Genomic DNA, 19,819 nt, shown 5'->3' on the forward strand with positions numbered 1-19,819 from the left:
ATTCTCGTTAGTGCTGCGTCTGCGCCGTCCGCTGGAACGCGCCGCTCCGCACCGGCTGCTCGCTGGCGACCGAAAAGAAGGACGCCGCCTCGATCACCGTGCCGCGCGCCAGCCATGCCAGTCCGCGATAGAGATCGGTGCGCGCATGCTCGACCACGTCACCGGCCCAGCGCGGCACCCAGGGCAGCAGATGCTGTCCAAGAAAGGCGCGCTGCGCATCGATCAGCCGCTTGACCTCACGCCCGTCGCGAATGTCCGAAGCCTCGATCGTGCGCTGGGCGAGTTCGGCCAGAAACGCGAATTCCAGCCCGATATGGTCTGCGGGCTCGTTATACTCGCTGGTCAGTCCGAGTTCGAACCGCAGATACCAGTTGCGGACGCTGACCGTCTCCTTCTGGAAGACCGCGCGGTCCTTGTTGGCATAGACCGACTCCCACGGCGCCGCGAGCAACCGCCCGGGGCCGACGAACAGCCGGGTATAATCGTCGGTCAGCGCGGCAAACGCCTCGTCGCCAAGTCCGCCTTCGACCGAGTTGCTCCACCGGCCGAGGCAATCGAGCGCCGCCGCGATCTCCGGCAAGTCGCTGCCGAACGGGACCGAGTCGAACAAACCGGCCGCGACCAGACCGTCCATCCACTCGCGGTCGGGCGCGCCATACAGCGCCTTGGCGAGCACGCCGCAGACGAGCATCTGGCCCTCGAACTGGACGACCCAATCCATATTGCGGCCACGCTTGGCTTCGGGACGGTGCGGTTCCAGATTCATTCCCGCCATCGCGTTGGGAGCATGTGCTCCGAGGTTCATTCGCCACTGCATCTTCGAACTGCCGGTGGCATCACGCAAGAAGGCAAACGGGGTGCCTCGATAGGTGGCGGGCATCGCTATTGCGCATAGACGCTGCCGCCATTGACATAGAGCGTCGAGGTGTTGACCCAGCGCGCTTCGGACGAGGCCAGGAACAGCGCCGCATCGGCGACCTCCTCGGGCTCTGCAGGCCGCGCGAAGGGGGACGTTGCATCGCCCGCCGCCGCGCCCTGCGGCAGCGTCACGCCCGCGATGCGGTCGGTTCGGGCGAGGCCGGGCGACAGCGTCACCACCCGGACGCCACGCGGTGCGAGTTCACGCGAAAGCGCGCGGCACAGCTGCTCGATCGCCAGCTTGATCGACGCGTAGAGTCCGGTGGTGGGCAGAGCGAGCCGCGTCGCCGCCGAGGAGATCGCGATGATCACCCCGCCATCGCGCACCCGCCGCCCGGCCTCCTGCAAGCTGAGAATGTAGCTTTTGAACACGGCGAGCTGCTGGTCGATCGTCGCTTCCGTCAGTTCGGTGAGTAGGCCGTGCCCCAAACCCGGATGCGCGTTGGCGACCACGATATCGAGGCCGCCCAGCGCGCGCTCTGCCTCGGCGAACAGAGTGCGCAATTCGACCGGATCGGTGACATCGGCACGCAGTGCCACCCCCTCGCCACCCGCTGCGGCCAGCGCAGCGCGCTCGTCCGCGACATAGTTCACCGCGACCCGCGCGCCTTCGCGGGCGTAAGCCTCGGCGATCGCCCGCCCGATGCCACGCGATCCGCCGGTGATCAGTGCCGACTTGCCTTCGAGCCTGCGCATCCTGGCCTCCCCGTCAAATCGCGACCAATGCCGCGCCCTTGAGCCCCAGGATTTCGCGTGCCTCGTCGGGCGTCGCCGGCTCCAGCCCCATTTCCGCGATGATCCGCACGGCCTTGGCGACCTGCTCGGCATTCGACACGGCAAGCTTGCCCGGCTCGATGAACAGGCTGTCCTCCAGCCCGACGCGGACATTGCCGCCGAGCAACGCAGCTTGCGTGATGAACGGCATCTGGTGGCGTCCTGCGGCGAGCACCGACCAGCGATAGCTGTCCGCACCGAACAGCCGGTCGGCGGTCTGTTTCATGAACATCAGATTGTCGAGATCGGCACCGATCCCGCCGAGGATGCCGAAAATATGCTGGATGAAGAAAGGCGGCTCGACCAGCCCGCGATCGACGAAATGCGCCAGATTGTAGAGGTGACCGACGTCATAGCATTCATGCTCGAACTTGGTGCCATGCTCGCGCATCGTTTCAAGGATGTAGGCGATGTCACGGAAAGTATTGCGGAAGATGTAGCCGTCGGATTCCTTCACATAGGATTCCTCCCAGCCATGTTTCCAGCTCGTGATCCGGCGGCCAGCATTGAAGAAGGCGAAGTTGATGCTGCCCATGTTGAGCGAGCACATTTCGGGCTTGAACCGCGCCGCCGCCGCCAGCCGCTCCGCCACGGCCATATTGGCGCTGCCGCCAGTGGTGATGTTGATCACCGCATCGGTCGCACCACGGATGCGCTGGAGGAAGCGGGCATAGATTTCGGGATCACCGGTCGGCTCGCCGGTTTCGGGCACACGGGCATGAAGATGGATGATCGCTGCGCCTGCCTGCGCGGCTGCGATTGATTGCTCTGCGATCTCGTCGGGCGTGATCGGCAGCGCGTCCGACATCGTCGGGGTGTGCGCCGATCCGGTGACGGCGCAGGAAATGATGACCTTTTTGGGCATGGTTTGGCTCCGTGCGTCAGGCCGGTTCGGCGACGACGCGGTTTTCGATGTGACCGATGCCGGTGATTTCCACCCGCGCGATGTCCCCCGCCTTCAGCCAGCGCGGCGGGGTGGACGCGGCGCCGACGCCGCTCGGCGTTCCGGTGGCGAGGATGTCGCCCGGCATCAGTGTCATCACCGTCGACAGATATGAGATCTGCTCGAAGATGTTGTGGATCATCTCCCCGGTCCGCCCGAACTGGCGCTGCTCGCCATTGACGAACATGCGCAGCTCGAGCGCGTGGGGATCCTCGATCTCGTCGTCGAGCACCAGCCACGGCCCGATCGGCCCATGCGTGTCGAACGACTTGCCGAGCGTATGGGTGGGCGTGCGCCGCTGCCAGTCGCGCACCGAGACGTCGTTGACGACCATATAGCCGCCGATCACCGACCGCGCATCCTCGACAGCGACGTGACGGCAGCGGCGCCCGATCACCACCGCCAGCTCGGCCTCGTAATCGAGTTGCTCCGAGACCCTGGGCAGCTCGATCTCGTCATACGGCCCGGCGATGCACGAGACCTGCTTGTTGAACCACAGCTGGTAGGGCGGCGTCTCCACCCCAGCCTGCTGCGCCTCGGCGGCATGCTCGCGATAATTCATGCCGATACCGAGAAATTTCTGCGGGTTCGTCACCGGTGCAAGCAGCTTCACATCAGCCAGCGGCAGCACCGCGTCAGCCGGCTCGCCGACCGCGCGCAGCGCTTCGCGTGCCGCCTCCCCCGCTTCGAGGAACGCGATCACGTCGCCCGGCAAATCCGGCGCCGCGACCGAAAGGTCGATGATCCGGTCGCCCGCCACCTTGCCAAGGCGCGCGTGTCCGTCATGCAGGAATGAAGCGATTGGCATGTGCGTTCTCCGAAATTGCTGCGGGTCAGCTGACCGACAGGAAGGCCATCGCGCAGGTATTCTGCTGCCAGCCATCGCCGCGGCGGACCCAGCTCTGCGTCGCCACGGCCTTGATCTGGTTGCGCTTGTCGATGCCGCGCACCTCGACAATCTGGTCAAGCGGACCGACCACCACCGCGATGTCGCCATAGACGCGGATGTTGAGTTCGCCGCGGTCGATGCGATGGAAGATGTATTTGGTCTCGACGCCGCTCAGATAATTGGCCTTGCCGTCGAAATGGCCGTTGCCATGGACATGGACGAGGTCGTCCGAGACCAGCTCGCCGAGCGCCGCGATGTCGCCCGAGGTCAGCGCCGCGCAGCGCCGTTGCTCATGCTCGATTATGGTCTGCCGATCGGTTTCGGTGGTCATGGTCGCGCTCCCCTCACGTGCCGAAGACATATTCGGTGCCCGGCACGCGCGGCGCGACGCCCTGCTGTTTCAATTCGACTTCGGGGACGCCGTCGCGGAACAGCTCGACCAGCTTGTCGGGGTCGAACTGCACGCCCAGCACATTCTCGCGATAGGCGTCGGTGTGGAAATAGCCGGTCAGTTCCTCGACCGTGGCGAAATTGTCGGTCTGCGTCTCGATCTGGTTACCGTCGCGGTCGCGATAGTAGAGCGATGTGGTCGGGCCGTGGTTGATGCACCAATAGGGCGCGATCCCGGCATCCTTGAGCCGCAGATAATTGGCCAGCAGATCGCCCAGCGACGCGAAGGCATAGGCGATATGCTCGAACCCCGCCGCGCCGCGGTCGAGGTCGGGGAGATCGCCGAAATCGGCAATCGCGACGCGGTGATGCTCCTGATCGTAGGTGAGGAACGACACGCTCTCGTCGCCGAACACTTCCCAGGCGTTGAGAAAGGTCTTGTAGAATTCGACCTGCTCGGCGAACCGCCCCGTCTTCAGCACGAAATGAACGAAGCCACTGGGGCGCACATCGCGCTTGGCCAGTTCACTGTCCCTGCTCATCTACCTCTCCATCATTCGATGCCGTCCGCGTTTCGCGGTGTGGGCATGTCATCGCCGGAGGGGGGTGGATTGTCGCGATGGATTATGGCCAGAGCCGATGCCCGCGGCCTATCGCGCGCGGTTCACCGCCACGGATCGAGCAGGAATTTCCGCCCCGTCGCGCGCTGCGCATAGGCGTGGATGACGTCGGGCCGAATGGCGTCGGCGAGGCCGATCGTCGTGTCGAACGAGCTGGCGAAGATCGTCCCCAGATCGTCCGCGACACGCTGGCGCATCCGCTTGAAGACGTCGGGACCGGCGCGCTGGACCAGCTGGAACAACAGCCAGCCCGAGATGCTCCACGCCATCCCCATCGCGCGCGGCGTCACGATCGGGCCGGGATCGAGCGCGCCATAGACATAGACCTGCTTGGGTTCGGTCGAGCCGTAATGGCTATAGTCCGCCATGCGCCGCACGCCCGCTACCTCCATCGCCGCGAGCAGCCGTCCGGGCATCTCGCCGCCGATCGCGTCGAACGCCAGCCGCACGTCGGTCGCCGTGACCGCAGCATCGAGCTGCGCTACGAAGTCGGCATCACTGCTGTTGCAGATGTGGACCGCCCCCTGCCCTAGCAACAGCTCGGCCTGCGCCGCGCTGCGCACGATGTTGATGAGCGGGATGCCCTCGGCGAGGCACAGGCGGTTGAGCATCTGCCCGAGGTTCGACGCGGCGGCGGTGTGGATCAGCGCGCCATGGCCGTCGAGCCGCATCGTCTCGATCATGCCGAGCGCGGTGAGCGGGTTGATCAACGCCGCCGCGCCCTGTGCCGCAGTCACGCCATCGGGCAATACCAGACAGGCATCGGCCCTTGTTACGCGATATTGCGCATAGGTGCCCGGTCCGAAGATCGCCACCCGCCGTCCGAGCAAGGCTTGTGCGTTCGCACCGGCGCGGACCACGGTGCCTGCGCCTTCGCTTCCGACCGCCAAGGGCCGGTCGAGCCGCCCGGCGAAGCGCGGCAGCACCGCAGGCGGCACCGTCGCGACGGTCTTTCCACCGTTCGCGGTCAGCGTGGTGAGGTCTGCCGCGGCGAACATCAGGCCGATATCGGTCGGATTGACCGGCGCCGCCTCGATCCGCACGACCAGTTCGTCGTCGCCTGGATCAGGCACCGGCGCTTCGACGAGCGAGAGTTCCAGCGTCCCCCCCGAGGTCATCTCGGACTGAAGCTGAAGGCTGGTGAGCGGTCCCGTATCGATGGTCATCGTGCCCCTTATTTGTCGAGATGCGTGTCGAAGAACACCGCCATCGCGCCGTACATTTCCTTGGTCGCTCCCGAGGTCGGCGCGAACAGGAAGGACGAATGCGACACCGCCTCGAACACCAGCAGTTCGGCGGGAATGCCCGCCCGCCGCAGCTTGCGGTGGACATGCGCGGCGTCGGACAGGAACACGTCGCGCGTGCCGGTGGAGATCACGCCCGGGGGAAAGCCGGTAAAGTCTCCGAGCAGCGGCGAGACCAGCGGATTGTCGAGCGATTCCTTGCCCGCGTAAAGTTCATGGACCGCATTGAGATAGCTGCTGTCAGGAGTCACCACGATATTGTCGGCCCATTCATTGGTCCGCCAGCTGTCGCCCCGGCGCCCCTTGTCGGCGGGCGGCGATCCGAGGCCGAGCGCGCCGGGCATAGGCAGGTCGAGCGACTTCATCTTGAGCAGCGCGGCGAGCCCGATATTGGCGCCTGCCGAAGTGCCGTGAAGCGCGATGCGCCGGGGATCGCGGTCGGCAGTCAGCGCTTTCCATGCCTTGATCGTGTCGTCGATCCCCGCCGGGAACGGGCGGTCGGGCGCCATGCCATAATCGAGCGAAAGTACGGGATAGCCGGTATAGGCCGCGATCAACGTCGCCTCGAACGTCCCTGCCTCGCCATTCCCCAGCACATAGCCGCCGCCGTGGAGGTGGAAGATCAGCTTGTCCTGCCGCGCGGGATCGAGGCGCTTCGACGCCAGCCGATAGGCGTTTACCCCGCCGATCGGCGCCCGCGCCATCGCGACACCGAGCTTCTCGCGCATGCCGGCCGCCGCCGCCGCGGCAAGCGCATCGCGTTCGCGCACGATCGCGCGCCAGCCATCGGCATTCGCCGCATCGAGATTCCATAGCGGCGAATAGGGACCGCCGACACTCGCCGCCATTTCGGGATCTTCGGCGAGCGTCGATGGCACGGGGATCGCCCGCGCCGGCACATGGCGCGGGCCGGGTTTGGCGTTGGCCGCACCCTGCCGCGCATGAAGCGGGTTGCCGGGCTCAGCGTTCGCAGGGGTTGCCATGTCGGTCAGCGCCGTCGTGATCACCGCGGTGGCGATGAGGTTGCGTCGTGAAATGCGGGGAGGCTCGTCATGCACTCGATCATCCCCGCTCGCTCCAGACATGGCAACACCCTTGCCCGGGATCAGAACTTGAAGCCGAGCGTCGCCGAATAGACGCGCGGGGCGAAGCCATAATTGACAAGATAGGCATTGGCGTTGGTGATGTTGCGCGCGATCACGCTCTCGTCGAGCAGGTTGTTCACCGCAAGCGTCAGGCTGACATGGTCCGACGGGTCTGAGATGCGCACCGACGCATTGAGCATGACATAGGCCGGCTGCCGGACATAATTGTCCGCTTCGAGATAATAGTCGCCATTATAGGTCGCGGTGACGTTGAACAGCGTGTTCACGTCGCCGATCGGCACCTTGTAATCGGCGGCGATCGTGCCGACGAACTCCTGCGAGAGCGGCAGGCGATTGCCCGTCGCCGACCCCGGCACGATCAGCGCGCCGCCGGTCGCCCGTGGAGTCGAGATCGACGCGTTGGGATAGCTGGAGAATTCCGCCTTCATCAATTCGAGGCCACCGCGCAGCGTCAGCTGGTCTGATACCCGCGCGTTGAAGTCGACGTCGATGCCGTAGAGCCGTGCGCGCGCGCCGTTGGTCACGGTCGGCGACAGGCCGGCGATGAAGGTCGTCACCTGCAGATTCTGGTAGCTGTAGTAGAAAGCACCGACGTTGAAGATCAGCCGGTTGTCGAACAGCTGCGTCTTGAGCCCGGCTTCCCAGTCGTCGAGCGTCTCGGGCAGATAGGCCGGCGTGCTCGCGGTCGCGATGTTGAACCCGCCGCTCTTGATGCCGCGATTGTACGAGACATAGGCCGACACGTCGGGCGAGAATTGGTGGTTGAGCGCGGCGCGCCAGGTCGGCCGCTTGATCGTCAGCGTGTTGTTGGCCTGCGCCGGAACGAACAGGGTCGTGCCGTTGTAGCGCGTAATCGTGTCGCCACCGCTGATCGTGCGCTTTTCGTAAGTCCAACGCCCGCCGAGCGTCAGCGTGGTCGCATCGCCCAGCTTGATGTCGACCTGCGCGAAGGGCGCGAAGGATTCAGCAACCTCCTCCGTGTTGCTGACCACCGTCCGGTTCGAGGTCGGCAACGGCGCGAAGATGCCCGTGAAGGCGCGTTCGAAATTGCGATAGGCCAGACTGTTGTGGAAGTAGAACACGCCGGCGACCCACTGGAACGCGCCGCCACTCGGCGAGATCAGCTGGAGTTCCTGCGAATAGCTCTCGTTGGGCACTTCGCCGGTGCTGATGATCAGCGGCGCGGCGACATTGGTGAAGTCGAAGCGGAAGCCGCCATCGCCCTTGCGATAAGCGCTGATCGACACGAACTTCGCGAAATCGAGGTCATGGTCGATCTCGAGGCTCGCGCCCCAGCCCTCGAAGCTGCTCCAGCCCGGCGTGCCGGCATAGCTCTGGTACCGGCTGGTGGTCGGGCCAAAGCCGGGATAGGCGAAGGTCGTGCCCGGATAGGGCTGATAGTTGGCGCCCGAATCGCGCCGATTGACGTAATCGCCGATCAGCGTGATCTCGGTCCGGCTGCCGGGCGTGAACACCAGCTTGCCGCGCAGCGATGCGGCGTGCTCCAGCCGATAGATGTCGAAACCGGCCGACAGGCTCTTGCCCCAGCCGCGGCCCTGCGTGGTGTAGCTGCCCGAGAGGCTGGCGGCGACGCCCTCGCCCAGTCCGCCGCTGACATAAGCGCTGGCCCGGACCGTATCGTAGCTTTCATAGCCGATCTTGCCCATCAGCTTCGGCGTATCGCTGGGCTGCAGCGTCGTGATCTGGATGACGCCAGCGGTCGCGTTACGGCCGAACAGCGTGCCCTGCGGCCCCTTGAGCACGGTGACCTGCTCGACATCGGGCAAGTCGCGCAGGCCGTCGCGCTGGTTGGGCAGATAGACGCCGTCGATATAGAGCGCGACGGCGTTCTCGACGACATTGCTGCCCGCCGCGATGCCGCGCAGCGAGGGGATGAAGGTGCCGATCGTGGTCGCGATATTGAGGCCGGGGACGACCGCATTGAGCGACTGCATGTCCTTGATGCCCGAATTTTCGAGCTGCTCGGTAGTCGCGACCGACACCGCGATCGGCACGTCCTGAAGCCGCTCGGAGCGCTTCTGCGCGGTGACCACGATGTCGTCCGAACTGGTCTGCGCCGCATCGCCGCTTGCCGCGCCGGCCGGCGTTTCCTGCCCGGCATGCGCCCATGCGGCCGACGCCAGAAGCTGCGTCGCCAGTACCGCTGCTAAGGTTCGCTGTGTCATCGTGACCCCTCCATGCTCATGCCGTCCGCCATCATGGGCGGCGGCTTGGCGCATCTACTGAACGGGTCGCTATCATTCGTCGCGATGGAATTTGGCCGGACTCGATGCCTGCCATCTATCAATCGCGGGACGGCCGACGCTGTCATTCGCTGCGGATCATGGCGGCCCCCGACGGATCGGGCAAGCCGCACGGCGCGGCCGATAGGTCGGGGGCATCAACTACGCGATTATTCCATCCTCTCGCGCCGCATCCGGCGGGATACCGACACCGCAGGAGAGGTGCCCATGAAATCAGCCAGCCCAGATTCGCGTCCGCAGGTCATCATCGTCGGCGCCGGCCCGACGGGGCTGGCGCTCGCGATCGAGCTCGGCACGCGGGGCGTCCCATGCCTGGTCGTCGAGCGCACCGAGCGCGGCGGCTATGCGCCGCGCGCCAAGACCACCCATGTCCGCACGCGCGAGCTGATGCGCCGCTGGGGGATCGCCGGCGAGCTGGCGAAGGTGTCGCCGTTCGGGATCGATTATCCCGCCGACATTCATTTCGTGACGCGCCTTTCAGGGCGCAGCCTCGTCCGCTTCCGCGATGCGCTCAACTGCGCGCCGGCGCGTGACGAGCGCTATTCCGAGCATGCGCAATGGGTGCCGCAATACAAGCTCGAGGCGGTGCTACGGGCGAAGGCGCTGTCATTGCCGCATGTTCGCATGCTCTACGGCACCGAGTTCGTCGACTTTGCGCAGGACGCCGGCGAGGTTCGCGTGCGACTGCGGGGGAGCAGCGGGCAGGAAGAGGTCATCGCCGGCGACTATCTCGTTGGTGCTGACGGCGCGCGCAGCGTCGTGCGCGAGCAGATCGGCGCGACGATGGTCGGCACTTACGGCCTCTCGCGCAACTACAACGTCATCGTCCATGCGCCCGGGCTGGCGCAGGCGCATGCGCATGGCCCGGGGATCATGTACTGGCAGCTCAACGCCGAGGCGCCGAGCGTGATCAGCCCGATGGACGAGGGCGATCTGTGGTCGTTCGGCCCGACCGGCCTGCCCCCCGGCGTGACTCTGACCGACGATGCCGCACTCGACCTGATCCGGCGCTCGACCGGTATCGACCTGCCCTACAAGGTGCTGAGCTCGGACCTGTGGATCGCCAGCCGGCTGCTTGCCGACCGCTACCGCAAGGGCCGCGTGTTTCTGGCCGGCGACGCCTGCCACCTGCATCCGCCGTTCGGCGGGTTCGGGATGAACATGGGCATCGCCGACGCGGTCGATCTCGGCTGGAAGCTGGCGGCGGTCGCGCAGGACTGGGGCGGGCCGCGGTTGCTCGACAGCTATGAGGCCGAACGCCGACCGGTGCACGACATGGTGATGGACGAGGCCGAGGCCAATCACGCCGTCCTGCCCAACCAGTTGTTCCGCGAGGGAATAGAGGACGACACGCCCGAGGGCGAGGCGATCCGGCAGGAGGTGGCGGCGTTCATCCAGCGCACCAAGGTCCGCGAATTCTATGCGCTCGGCGTGGTGCTCGGCCTGCGCTATCGCGGGTCGCCGGTGATCGCGGAGGACGGGACCGAGGCGGCTTGGCGCATCTCGCGCGACTATCAGCCGAGCGCGGCGCCGGGCTGTCTCGCGCCGCATGCCTGGCTCGATGACGGCCAATCGCTTTACGACCTGTTCGGGCAAGGCTTCACGCTGCTCGTGCTGGGCGACCCTGACGGCGCCGATATCGACGCAGCGCGGCGCGAGGCGGAGCGCAGCGGAACGCCGCTCGACATTGTCGTCCTCGACGATCCGCGCCTTCGCTCGCTGTACGACGCGACGCGCGCGCTGGTGCGGCCGGATCAGATCGTCGCCTGGCGCGGCGACCAATGGCCCGGCACCGGCTTGCTCGGCCTCGCCTCGGGCCGGGCCGAAGCGCCACAGGCGGCCCCGCGTCAGGCCGCCCTGCCCTGACGCTCATCGTCCGGCGGACAGCCGCATCCCATAATTGAGCCCCGCCCCGCGCACCATATCGCACAGTCCTTCGGCCAGCGGAGTCAGCGGGAGATCGCCGCGCCGCACGATGCAAACCGGCGCCGCGTGGAGCGGCTGTTCGAGCGGGATCATGTCGATATATTGTCCGCCCAGCGCGAACTCGTCGAGCCATTGGATCGGCAGGATCGTCAGCATATCGGTATTGGCGATCGCCAGGACGGTCACTGTCGCCGACCGCGAATGCATCACGATATTGGGCAGTGGCAGCCCCGCGCGTTCGAAAATCGCTTCGAAATCGGCTTCGTCGCGGCGGTCGGAAAAGGACGGCCGCACCCAGGCCGCGCCCTGCAACTGCTCCAGCGTGGTGGCGCTCGCCAGCGGATGGCCACGGCGGGCGACGATGATGCGCCGGTTGTCGAACAGCTTCTCGACCGTCAGCCCGGCGGCGGCACGATTTTCGTAGAGCGGGCCGACGAAGAAATCGATCTCCCCCGACAGGATGTCGCTCTCGATCGGCTGCAACAGGCTTTCGCTAACGCGCAGCAGGGCCTGCGGAAATCGCTTGTAGAATTTCTGAAGCACGGTCGGGACGATCGAGATGCTCGCCGCAGCCGAGACGGCGATCGACACCTGGCCGACGAAGCGGCCCTTCGCCTGTTCCAGCTCCTCGAAGATGTGGCGAACTTCGGACTGAATCGCGACGGCGCGGCGCACGAACATATGCCCGGCCTCGGTCAGCACGACGCCGTGCGGCTGGCGCATGAACAGCGACTGGCCGAGTTCGTTCTCGGTATCGCGGATGCTGCGCGTGATCGTCGGCTGCGTGATGCCGAGTTTGCGGCTCGCCCCGCGCAGGCTGCCGGCTTCGGCGACGGCGAGAATGTCGCGAATGTGGCTCAGCTTCATGCGCCCTCCCCCGATGCTCTATTTGGCTGCTTTCCAGCGAGTCGATGCTTGATAGCTATATGCGCGACCTGCGACGAGTCCAAGGCCTGCGATGATGACTGCCGACGCGGCGAAGGGCAGCGTTGTTCCCGCACGGTCGACCAGCCAGCCGCCGATGCTGGCGCCCGCCGCCTGGCTGAGGAAGAACATCGCGGCGAACAGCGAGATGCCGGTGCCGGGTGCGTCCGGCGCCATTTGCGTGGCGTGCAGCTGGATGACGTTGTGGAGCATGAAGAAGCCGAAGCCGAGCATGAACAAGGCGGCGGCCGTGAGCGCCAGCGGCCCGCCCAGCGCCAGCGCGGCAAGTCCCGCGGCCGCCAGCATGCCCGCTACGGCGGCGCGAATGCCATCGCTCGACCGGGAGACGATCGCGCGCGCACCCATGACGAACGCTACGCCGCCCGCGCCGAACAGCGCGATCAGCAGTCCCGCACCGGCGCTCCCGACGCCATGCCGCGCCTGCAACAGCGGCGCGGCATAGGTGAAGCTCATAAACAGCGCGAAGCCTTCGACGCCGACCGCGCTGAGGACCAGCCAGACGGCGCGCCGGCGGAGCAGCTGCATCGGTGACGGCGCGGCGCGGTCATCCGCTTCGCGACGGCCGACATTGCGGAGCTGCGCATGACGCCCGGCGGCCCGGACCAGCACGGCGCCCGCGACCGCGAACGCCACGGCGATCACCACGAATACGGCGCGCCAGCCGACGAAACCGCTCAACAGCCCGCCGCCGACCTGCCCCGCCGTGGTGCCGAGGATCGACGCGGCGGTCAGATTGGCGATCGCGACCGCGCGCTCGCCATCCGGCGCGGCATGACTCACCCATAACAGCGTCAGCGGTCCGATCGCCGCAGCCACGCCGCCCGCGAGAAAGCGCAACACGACGAGCCATTCGAACGTCGCCGCCAATGCGCAGCCGCCGGCGAACACCGCCGAGCCGAGCGCCGCCCAGCTGATCACCCGATAAGGCCCGAGCCGGTCGCCCAGCGGACCCGCGACGAGCTGAAGCGCGCTGTAGCTCAGCGCATAGGCGGTCACCACCGCGCCCGCCGTGCCGATGCTTCGCCCGAACTCGCCCGCGATCACCGGCAATGCGGCGTCGAGGCAGCGGATCGATGCCGCCCCGACGAAAATGCCCATCGCCAGCGCCAGCCAGACGAGGCGGCCTTGCGCTGTGGTTGCACTCACAAGCCGAGCCGGGCGACGGTCTCGATCACCTTGGCCCGGAACCAGCGCACGCCTTCATCCTGATCGAGATAGCGGTGCCACTGCATCACGATCGGAAGCACCGGGAAGTCGAACGGCGCGGGCAGGATGCGGATCGGCAGCTGCCGCGCCAGTTTCTCGGCGAGGCGGCGCTGGATGGTGGCGACATAGGGCGTGCCCGGCAGCACCGGCAGGACCTGCGCGAAGGACGGCACCTGGATCGCGACATCGCGCACGATCGCCGACTGTTTCAGGAACCACTGGTCGAGGATCGGCAGCCGCCGCCCGCCCTGACCCGAGGGATGCACGGCGTGCCGGGCGGCAAGATATTGCGCTTCGGAAATGGTGTCGCCGATCTCGGGATGCTGGTCCCAGATCGCGCACACGAAGCGTTCCTCGAACAGCTCGGCGGTCGGGTGGTCGGCATAGGCGAGCTGGCGCGGCAGGATCACGACGTCGATCTTGCCGCGTTCGAAATCGTCGATCGTCTGCATGCCGAGCATTTCGAGATGCGCGCTGAGATGCGGTCCCGCCATCGCGACGTCGCGCAGGATCTCGCCGCCGAACGTCGTCGCGACATAATCCGAGCCGAGGAACGAGAAGGCACGCATGTCCTTCGCCGGATCGAAGCTCGCGCGCTGCGTGATGAGCGCATCGGTGCGCGCGAGTACATCGGTCAGCGGCGCGCGCAACCGTTCGGCCAGCGGCGTCGCCACATTCACCCGCCCGACCTGCACCAGCAATTCATCCGAGAAATGATCGCGCAGCCGCCCCAGCCCCGCGCTCACCGCCGGCTGGGTCAGCCCGAGAATTTCGGCCGTGCGCGTGATGCTGCGCGTTTCCAGCAGCAGGTCGAGCATCACCAGCAGGTTAGTGTCCAGTGCACGATAACGCATGTTCCGCATCCCCGCCGGCAGTGACCGGCCATCCTATGGCGCCTGTGCCACAGCGTCCAACGGCACGCTCCATAATCGTTTTTTATCCGGCGCATGAATCGAAGTGATTTGTCAGCGGGCGGGGCGGCGATGAAGGGTCGGGCGAAGTAAATTCAGGAGAGTCCGAGATGAACGACATGAGCGCCCTGCCCCGCTTCACGCGCCCGGACTTCAACCAGCAGTTCGGCCAGTTCATCGACGGCGAGTGGGTCGAAGGAGCGACCGGGGAGACGATCGCGCTGATGAACCCGGCGACCGGCGAGAAGCTCGCCGATATCGCCAAGGGCGACGCGCGCGACGCCGACCGCGCCGTCACTGCCGCGCATCGCGCGTTCGGATCGTGGCGGGAGTCGCCGCCGGAATTGCGGCAGGAACTGCTGCTCGAGATTGCGCGCCGGGTCGAGGCGCGGCGGGCCGATTATGCGGTGCTGGAGACGCTCAATAACGGCAAGCCGGTGATGGAAGCGTTCATGCACGACATCCCCGGCGTGATCGAGCTGTTCCGCGTCCATGCCGGGATCGCCTGGGACCTTGGCGGCACGACGATCGACCGGACCAATTCGGTCTCGCTGATCCACCGCCAGCCACTCGGCGTGTGCGCGCAGATCATTCCGTGGAACGTGCCGATGCTGATGATGGCGCTGAAGGTCGCGCCGGCGCTGGCGACCGGCAACACGATCGTACTCAAGCCGTCGGAGATCGTGTCGCTGTCGGTGATGGAGTTCTTCCGCGAGATGGCCGACCTGATCCCGCGCGGCGTGGTCAATGTGCTGACCGGCCAGGGGCCGGATGTCGGCGAGGCGCTGGTCACCGACCATCGCGTCCGCAAGGTGTCGTTCACCGGCTCCAAGCGCACCGCGCGCGAGCTGATGAAATATGCCTCGGTCAACATCATCCCGCAGAGCCTCGAGCTCGGCGGCAAGTCGGCGGTGGTGATCTGCGAGGACGCCGATCTCGAAGCCGCGGCGGAGAGCTGCGCGGCATCGACCGTGTTCAACAAGGGCGAGGTGTGCGTTGCCGGCTCGCGCATCTTCGCGCACGAAAAAATCCGCGAAGAGTTCCTCGACATCTACAGCGCGATGCTCAACAGCGTCCGCATCGGCAACCCGCTCGACGTGCATACGCAGATGGGCGCCTCGGCGTCGAAGATGCAGATGGACAAGGTGCTCGGCTATCTCGATTTGGGACCGAAGGAAGGCGCGACGCTTCACCTGAGCGGCGGCCGTGCGACCGGTGGCGAACTGGATCAGGGCATGTATCTCAAGCCCGCGATCTTCACCGGCGTCCACAACCAGATGACGATCGCGCGCGAGGAGATTTTCGGCCCGGTCAGCCTCGTCTATGGCTGGACCGACGAGCATGACGTGGTCGAGCAGGCCAACGACACCGAGTTCGGGCTCGCGGCGGGCGTGTGGACCCGCGACCTTGGCCGGGCGCACCGCCTGACGCGCAACCTCGAGGCCGGGATCGTGTGGGTGAACCGCTATTTCAACTTCGTCGGCGGCGCATCGGCCGGGCCATTCCACGGCAGCGGCTTCGGGCGCGAATTCGGGCGCGAGGCGGCGCTCGAAAGCTATACGCATTCCAAGCTGGTGACGATCAATCTGGACGAACGGCCGCTGGGCTTCTTCAACTGGAAGTGACGCCCGGGCGGGTGTCGCGTTCGTCGATCAGGTCCGCCGTCACGCCATTGGTCCAGCCAAACCCGATCTGCGGGGCATATTCGCCGCCATGGCCGACCGCGGACGTCTCGACATCGTATTTCTCGTAGAGCATGCCGGTGCGGACATAGGTCGCATCGACCGTGGCGATCCATCGGCTTGCGATGTCCCCGGCCAGCGCATCATGGCCGTAGCGGCGCAGCCCGGCGATGGCGATCCATTGCAGCGGCGCCCAGCCATTGGGACTATCCCATTGCTGGCCGCTGTCGACCAACGTGGTGCGCAGCCCGCCCGGCGCGAGCAGCTTGTCCTGTGTGAAGCGCGCGGTCGCGTCCGCCTGATGTTGCGAAGCGAGTCCTGCCAACAACGGCGCCAGCGCCGCGGCGCTGGCGGACGGCCGGATGCTCCCGCGCTCGAGATCGTAATCCGCGAAATAACCCTCGCGCTCGTTCCACAGATGCTTGTGCATCGCGTCGCGGCGAAGGCGGGCGTGTTCGGCATAGCGGGCGGCGTCGGCATCGCCGCTCGCCGCGATGGCGGTTTCGAGGCCATAGAGGAATGCGTTGAGATCGACCGGCGCGATCGCGGTGGTGCGGATCGAGGACAGAAATTCGTCGTCCAGCCAGCGTGAGGAGAAATCCCAGCCGCTCTCCGCGCCCGCGCGCAAATCCTGATAGACTTGCTCGGGCGGACGACCGCTGCCGACCGCGGTCTCGACATCCTCGCGCCAGCTCTCGTCGCGCGGAGTACCGCGCGGGTCCCAGTAGCGGTTGAGCACGCTGCCATCGGGCAGCATCGCGACATGATTCACGCGCGCGCCGGGCGTCAGATCGCCGGCGCCATCCATCCACCACGCATGTTCGCGCTTCATCGCCACGAGCCGGCGCGCGGCGACTTGCGGGTCCGGGTCGTCGAGCAGTGCGACCATCATGTGGAACAAGGGCGGCTGCGACCGGCCAAGATAATAGGTCCGCGTGCCGTTAGGGATATGGCCATGATCCTCGATCAGGTCGGTCATTGCATCGACGATGCCGGTCGCGAGCGCGATCTCGCCATCGCGCACCAGCCCCAGCATCGTGAAGAAGCTGTCCCAATAATAGATCTCGCGGAACCGCCCGCCCGGCACGACATGGCGGTGCCCGACCGGCAGCGCCGAGGAGTTGACCGCGCCGGTTTCCGGGTCGCGCGCGAGGATCGCCCACATCGCGCGGATATGCGCGCGCAGCGGCTGCGCCGGCATGTTGGGCGCCGCGAGCTCGATCGAGGGCGGCAGCTTGAAATTGCTGACGACGAAACGCAGCAGTTCGCTGTCGCCGCCGTGGAGCGCCGCGAAGTCCGCCATGATGTCGGCGATCGGCCGCAGCGGCACGGCATCGACGAAAGTCTTGCCGTCCGCGAGGATGCCGCGCTCCTGCACGCGCGCCAGCAGCGGGCCGTACAGTTCGGCGGGGGTTTCAGCGCCTCTGGTTTTCGGCATCACGCATCACGAATTTCTGGACCTTGCCGGTAACTGTCATCGGGAGTTCGTCGACGATGCGGACCAGCGCCGGCACCTTGTGGTGCGCGATTCTGCCACGGCACCATTCGACGATCGCATCGGGTTCGATGGGCTGCCGCGCGCGGACCCAGGCGCAGACGCGCTCGCCCAACCGCTCATCGGGAATGCCGAACACCGCGACATCGGCGATGTCGGGATGGCCGAGCAGGAACGCCTCGATCTCCGCCGGATAGATGTTCTCGCCGCCGCGGATGATCATGTCCTTGATCCGCCCGACGATGCGTACGCGCGCCTGCTCGTCGATCGTCGCGAGGTCACCGCTGTGCATCCAGCCGTCGCGGATCGCCGCCGCGGTGGCATCGGGCTGGTTCCAATAGCCGAGCATCACGCCCGGCCCGCGCGAGCAATATTCGCCGGGCTGCCCCAGCGGCAGAAGCGCGCCCTGCGCATCGATCACCCGGCCTTCGAAATGCGGGAGCATCTGTCCGACCGTGTCGGTGCGTGTCTCGAGATTCGCGCCGGGCCGCGTCTGCGTGCTGAGCGGGCTGGTCTCGGTCATGCCATAGCCGATGGTGATGTCGTGCAGGTTCATCTGGTCGATCATCCGCCGCATCATCGCCGGCGGGCATGGCGCGCCAGCGGCGATGCCGGTGCGCAGCGTCGACAGGTCGAACTTGGCGAAGTCGGGATGGTCGAGCATCGCGAGGAACATCGTCGGCACGCCGTGCAGCGCGGTGCAGCGCTCGTCCTCGACACAGCCGAGCACGGTCGCCGCTTCGAAGCTTTGCCCGGGAAAGACCATCGCCGCGCCGCTGGTCAGGCACACCAGCACGCCGAGCACCATGCCGAAGCAATGGTAGAGCGGCACGGGGATGCACAGCCGGTCGTCCGGGCCGAGCTGCATCCCCGCCGCCGCGGCTGCGGCATTGTGCAGCAGGTTGCGGTGGCTGAGCGTGGCGCCCTTGGGCGCGCCGGTGGTGCCGCTGGTGAACTGGATGTTGATCGGCTGATGCGCGTCGAGCGCCACGCGGATCGGATCGCCCGGCAGCAGCAGCGAATCGAACGCGATCCGCGCGCCTTCGCCGGTGCCGCCGATCTCGATGACGTGGCGCAGGTCGGGCAGTGCGGGGTCGAAGATGCGGGGCGCGCTTGCCGCCGTTGCCGGCGCCAGCTCGGCCAGCATGCCGAGATAGTCGGAGGTCTTGAAGCGCGACGCGGTGACCAAAGCGCGAATACCCGACAGGCGCAGCGCATGGCCGAGCTCGTGCGTGCGATAGGCCGGGTTGATCGAGACGAGGATGATGCCGAGCCGCGCCGTGGCGAGCTGGGTCAGCACCCATTCGGCGCAGTTCGGCGCGCAGATGCCGACTCGATCGCCCGCGCTCAGCCCCAGGCTGTCGAGTCCGCGTGCCAGCGCATCGGTGCGCTCGCGCAGCTCGGCCCAGCTCCAGCGGATGTTCTGCCACGGCAGGACCAGCGCATCGTTTGCGCCGAAGCGCTCGGCGGCGGCATCGAGCCAGTCGCCGATCGTCCCGTGCGGGACCGGCGGCTTGGCGGGACCGACGGCATGGGACAGCCCCTCGCTCATGCTTGCACGTGGCGCTCGAAGAACGCCGCTTGCGCCGCCAGCGCGACTTCGGTTTCGGGGCATTCGATCCACGCCCAGAAGGCGTGCGCCATCCCTTCATAGACGCGCAGGTCGACGTCGACGCCGGCCTGTCGCAGCGCGAGATCGGCGAGCACGGTCTGGCTGAGCAGCTGATCGCGCGTGCTGGTCATCAGCAGCATCGGCGGCAGGCCGGTCAGGTCGCCAAAGATTGGCGAGAGCAGCGGATCGGTCCGCTCCGTGTCTCCACAATAATCGGCCAGGGTCTCGGGCGCGGTGCGCGTTCCCATGATCGACGGCAGAAAGGCTTCGCAATCGCCGGGCCGGGCAAGATCGCCCGAGCCTGAGAAGAAACCGCCAGCCGCCGGCATCGGCAGCCCCTCGGCCTTGATCCGCGCCAGCAATTGCAGCGTCAGCACGGCGCCCGCCGACGTGCCATAGATCGCGATCGACCTGGCCGGGCGCTGCGACAGCGCCTCCTTGTACACCGCGAGCGCGTCGTCCACCGCCGCCGGATAGGGATGCTCGGGCGCCATGCGGTACATCACCGTCACGACAGGAATGCCGGTGAGTCCGGCGATCGGGATCGTCTCAGTGAGCGAGCCCGCATCGACCATGAAGCCGCCGCCGTGGAAATTGATCAGCAAGCGCTGGTCGCCAATATCGGCGTCGCGCCGCCGCACGAACTTGACCGGCACACCGGCGATCTTGCCCTTGGCGACATCGACGCCGAAGCGCTTCGCCCGCCCCTTGTTGAGCGGTTTGAGATGATTGGCCGCGGCGGCGCGGATCGCGGCGCGAGTGACCGGATTGCGCATCAGCGTCGCCGTCATCTCTGGCGCCGGGGCCTGCGTCAGCATCGGCGTCATGACCGCCCGCGCCTCCGCGCTGACGGTCAGCGCGAAGGGCGGTTGTACGGGGGCACCCGCCGCCACG

General features: G+C 66.7%; 17 protein-coding genes. 2 read left to right on the forward strand and 15 right to left on the reverse strand.

Annotated features, from left to right (window positions below; all coding sequences use genetic code 11):
• Positions 1-7: 7 nt before the first annotated feature.
• The 9 genes from M9978_RS11810 to M9978_RS11850 form a co-directional block, all read right to left on the reverse strand.
• Positions 8-775, reverse strand: a complete 768-nt coding sequence (locus M9978_RS11810) for a TorD/DmsD family molecular chaperone (RefSeq protein WP_254293392.1) — start codon at positions 773-775, stop codon at positions 8-10.
• Positions 776-882: 107 nt separating this feature from the next.
• On the reverse strand, positions 883-1,614 hold the full coding sequence (locus tag M9978_RS11815; protein WP_254293394.1) for an SDR family NAD(P)-dependent oxidoreductase: 732 nt from the start codon (positions 1,612-1,614) through the stop codon (positions 883-885).
• 13 nt (positions 1,615-1,627) lie between these two features.
• Positions 1,628-2,557, reverse strand: a complete 930-nt coding sequence (gene kce, locus M9978_RS11820; protein WP_254293396.1) for a 3,5-dioxohexanoate:acetyl-CoA acetone transferase — start codon at positions 2,555-2,557, stop codon at positions 1,628-1,630.
• A 16-nt stretch (positions 2,558-2,573) separates the two neighbouring features.
• The gene (locus M9978_RS11825) at positions 2,574-3,443 is read right to left on the reverse strand and encodes a fumarylacetoacetate hydrolase family protein (RefSeq protein WP_254293398.1); all 870 of its coding nucleotides are present in this window, start codon (positions 3,441-3,443) and stop codon (positions 2,574-2,576) included.
• A 25-nt stretch (positions 3,444-3,468) separates the two neighbouring features.
• Positions 3,469-3,855 carry a nuclear transport factor 2 family protein gene (locus tag M9978_RS11830; RefSeq protein ID WP_254293400.1) on the reverse strand — a complete coding sequence of 129 codons (387 nt, stop codon included), beginning with the start codon at positions 3,853-3,855 and terminating at the stop codon, positions 3,469-3,471.
• A 13-nt stretch (positions 3,856-3,868) separates the two neighbouring features.
• Positions 3,869-4,456 (reverse strand): VOC family protein, encoded by a 588-nt coding sequence (locus M9978_RS11835; RefSeq protein ID WP_254293402.1) that lies wholly within the window; start codon positions 4,454-4,456, stop codon positions 3,869-3,871.
• Positions 4,457-4,578: 122 nt separating this feature from the next.
• Complete coding sequence (locus tag M9978_RS11840) at positions 4,579-5,700, reverse strand: zinc-binding dehydrogenase (RefSeq protein ID WP_254293404.1); 1,122 nt, start codon at positions 5,698-5,700, stop codon at positions 4,579-4,581.
• A gap of 8 nt (positions 5,701-5,708) precedes the next feature.
• The gene (locus M9978_RS11845) at positions 5,709-6,761 is read right to left on the reverse strand and encodes an alpha/beta hydrolase (RefSeq protein ID WP_254293406.1); all 1,053 of its coding nucleotides are present in this window, start codon (positions 6,759-6,761) and stop codon (positions 5,709-5,711) included.
• Between the two features lie 122 nt (positions 6,762-6,883).
• Positions 6,884-9,070, reverse strand: a complete 2,187-nt coding sequence (locus tag M9978_RS11850; protein WP_254293408.1) for a TonB-dependent receptor — start codon at positions 9,068-9,070, stop codon at positions 6,884-6,886.
• Positions 9,071-9,355: 285 nt separating this feature from the next.
• On the opposite strand from M9978_RS11850, the gene M9978_RS11855 reads away from it, so the two are divergent.
• On the forward strand, positions 9,356-11,014 hold the full coding sequence (locus tag M9978_RS11855; RefSeq protein WP_254293410.1) for an FAD-dependent monooxygenase: 1,659 nt from the start codon (positions 9,356-9,358) through the stop codon (positions 11,012-11,014).
• A gap of 3 nt (positions 11,015-11,017) precedes the next feature.
• On the opposite strand, the gene M9978_RS11860 is transcribed toward M9978_RS11855, so the two are convergent.
• From M9978_RS11860 to M9978_RS11870, 3 genes are read right to left on the reverse strand one after another with little or no spacing between them, the layout of a single operon-like run.
• Entirely contained in the window at positions 11,018-11,941 is a 924-nt protein-coding gene (locus tag M9978_RS11860; RefSeq protein WP_254293413.1) for a LysR substrate-binding domain-containing protein, read from the reverse strand.
• Positions 11,942-11,959: 18 nt separating this feature from the next.
• Positions 11,960-13,165, reverse strand: coding sequence for an MFS transporter (locus M9978_RS11865; RefSeq protein WP_254293415.1), 1,206 nt, complete (start codon positions 13,163-13,165; stop codon positions 11,960-11,962).
• Positions 13,162-14,079 carry a LysR family transcriptional regulator gene (locus M9978_RS11870; protein ID WP_254293416.1) on the reverse strand — a complete coding sequence of 306 codons (918 nt, stop codon included), beginning with the start codon at positions 14,077-14,079 and terminating at the stop codon, positions 13,162-13,164. The genes M9978_RS11865 and M9978_RS11870 overlap by 4 nt, the downstream gene beginning before the upstream one ends.
• A 167-nt stretch (positions 14,080-14,246) precedes the next feature.
• Between M9978_RS11870 and M9978_RS11875 the strand changes: the two genes are divergently transcribed.
• Complete coding sequence (locus tag M9978_RS11875; RefSeq protein WP_254293418.1) at positions 14,247-15,761, forward strand: aldehyde dehydrogenase family protein; 1,515 nt, start codon at positions 14,247-14,249, stop codon at positions 15,759-15,761.
• On the opposite strand, the gene treF is transcribed toward M9978_RS11875, so the two are convergent.
• The 3 genes from treF to M9978_RS11890 are packed head-to-tail and all read right to left on the reverse strand — an operon-like array spanning position 15,748 to position 19,818.
• Positions 15,748-17,256, reverse strand: coding sequence for an alpha,alpha-trehalase TreF (gene treF, locus M9978_RS11880; protein WP_254293421.1), 1,509 nt, complete (start codon positions 17,254-17,256; stop codon positions 15,748-15,750). The genes M9978_RS11875 and treF overlap by 14 nt on opposite strands.
• A complete protein-coding gene (locus tag M9978_RS11885; RefSeq protein WP_254293423.1) occupies positions 17,234-18,865 on the reverse strand; it encodes an AMP-binding protein in 1,632 nt (543 codons plus the stop codon). Before M9978_RS11885 ends, treF begins: the two co-directional genes overlap by 23 nt.
• On the reverse strand, positions 18,862-19,818 hold the full coding sequence (locus M9978_RS11890; protein WP_254293425.1) for an alpha/beta hydrolase: 957 nt from the start codon (positions 19,816-19,818) through the stop codon (positions 18,862-18,864). The genes M9978_RS11885 and M9978_RS11890 overlap by 4 nt, the downstream gene beginning before the upstream one ends.
• Position 19,819: the final 1 nt, after the last annotated feature.

It is taken from the genome of Sphingomonas tagetis, assembly GCF_024211275.1.
Lineage (GTDB): Bacteria > Pseudomonadota > Alphaproteobacteria > Sphingomonadales > Sphingomonadaceae > Sphingomonas > Sphingomonas tagetis.

What these genes read in the sequence shown, in the direction of transcription:
- M9978_RS11815 (WP_254293394.1), bottom strand. Translation starts at nt 1,614, where the DNA reads ATGCGCAGGCTCGAAGGCAAGTCGGCACTGATCACCGGCGGATCGCGT.
- M9978_RS11840 (WP_254293404.1), bottom strand. Translation starts at nt 5,700, where the DNA reads ATGACCATCGATACGGGACCGCTCACCAGCCTTCAGCTTCAGTCCGAG.
- M9978_RS11860 (WP_254293413.1), bottom strand. Translation starts at nt 11,941, where the DNA reads ATGAAGCTGAGCCACATTCGCGACATTCTCGCCGTCGCCGAAGCCGGC.
- M9978_RS11875 (WP_254293418.1), top strand. Translation starts at nt 14,247, where the DNA reads ATGAACGACATGAGCGCCCTGCCCCGCTTCACGCGCCCGGACTTCAAC.
- M9978_RS11870 (WP_254293416.1), bottom strand. Translation starts at nt 14,079, where the DNA reads ATGCGTTATCGTGCACTGGACACTAACCTGCTGGTGATGCTCGACCTG.
- M9978_RS11845 (WP_254293406.1), bottom strand. Translation starts at nt 6,761, where the DNA reads ATGGCAACCCCTGCGAACGCTGAGCCCGGCAACCCGCTTCATGCGCGG.
- treF (WP_254293421.1), bottom strand. Translation starts at nt 17,256, where the DNA reads ATGCCGAAAACCAGAGGCGCTGAAACCCCCGCCGAACTGTACGGCCCG.
- M9978_RS11855 (WP_254293410.1), top strand. Translation starts at nt 9,356, where the DNA reads ATGAAATCAGCCAGCCCAGATTCGCGTCCGCAGGTCATCATCGTCGGC.
- M9978_RS11810 (WP_254293392.1), bottom strand. Translation starts at nt 775, where the DNA reads ATGGCGGGAATGAATCTGGAACCGCACCGTCCCGAAGCCAAGCGTGGC.
- M9978_RS11885 (WP_254293423.1), bottom strand. Translation starts at nt 18,865, where the DNA reads ATGAGCGAGGGGCTGTCCCATGCCGTCGGTCCCGCCAAGCCGCCGGTC.
- M9978_RS11830 (WP_254293400.1), bottom strand. Translation starts at nt 3,855, where the DNA reads ATGACCACCGAAACCGATCGGCAGACCATAATCGAGCATGAGCAACGG.
- M9978_RS11835 (WP_254293402.1), bottom strand. Translation starts at nt 4,456, where the DNA reads ATGAGCAGGGACAGTGAACTGGCCAAGCGCGATGTGCGCCCCAGTGGC.
- M9978_RS11850 (WP_254293408.1), bottom strand. Translation starts at nt 9,070, where the DNA reads ATGACACAGCGAACCTTAGCAGCGGTACTGGCGACGCAGCTTCTGGCG.
- M9978_RS11825 (WP_254293398.1), bottom strand. Translation starts at nt 3,443, where the DNA reads ATGCCAATCGCTTCATTCCTGCATGACGGACACGCGCGCCTTGGCAAG.
- kce (WP_254293396.1), bottom strand. Translation starts at nt 2,557, where the DNA reads ATGCCCAAAAAGGTCATCATTTCCTGCGCCGTCACCGGATCGGCGCAC.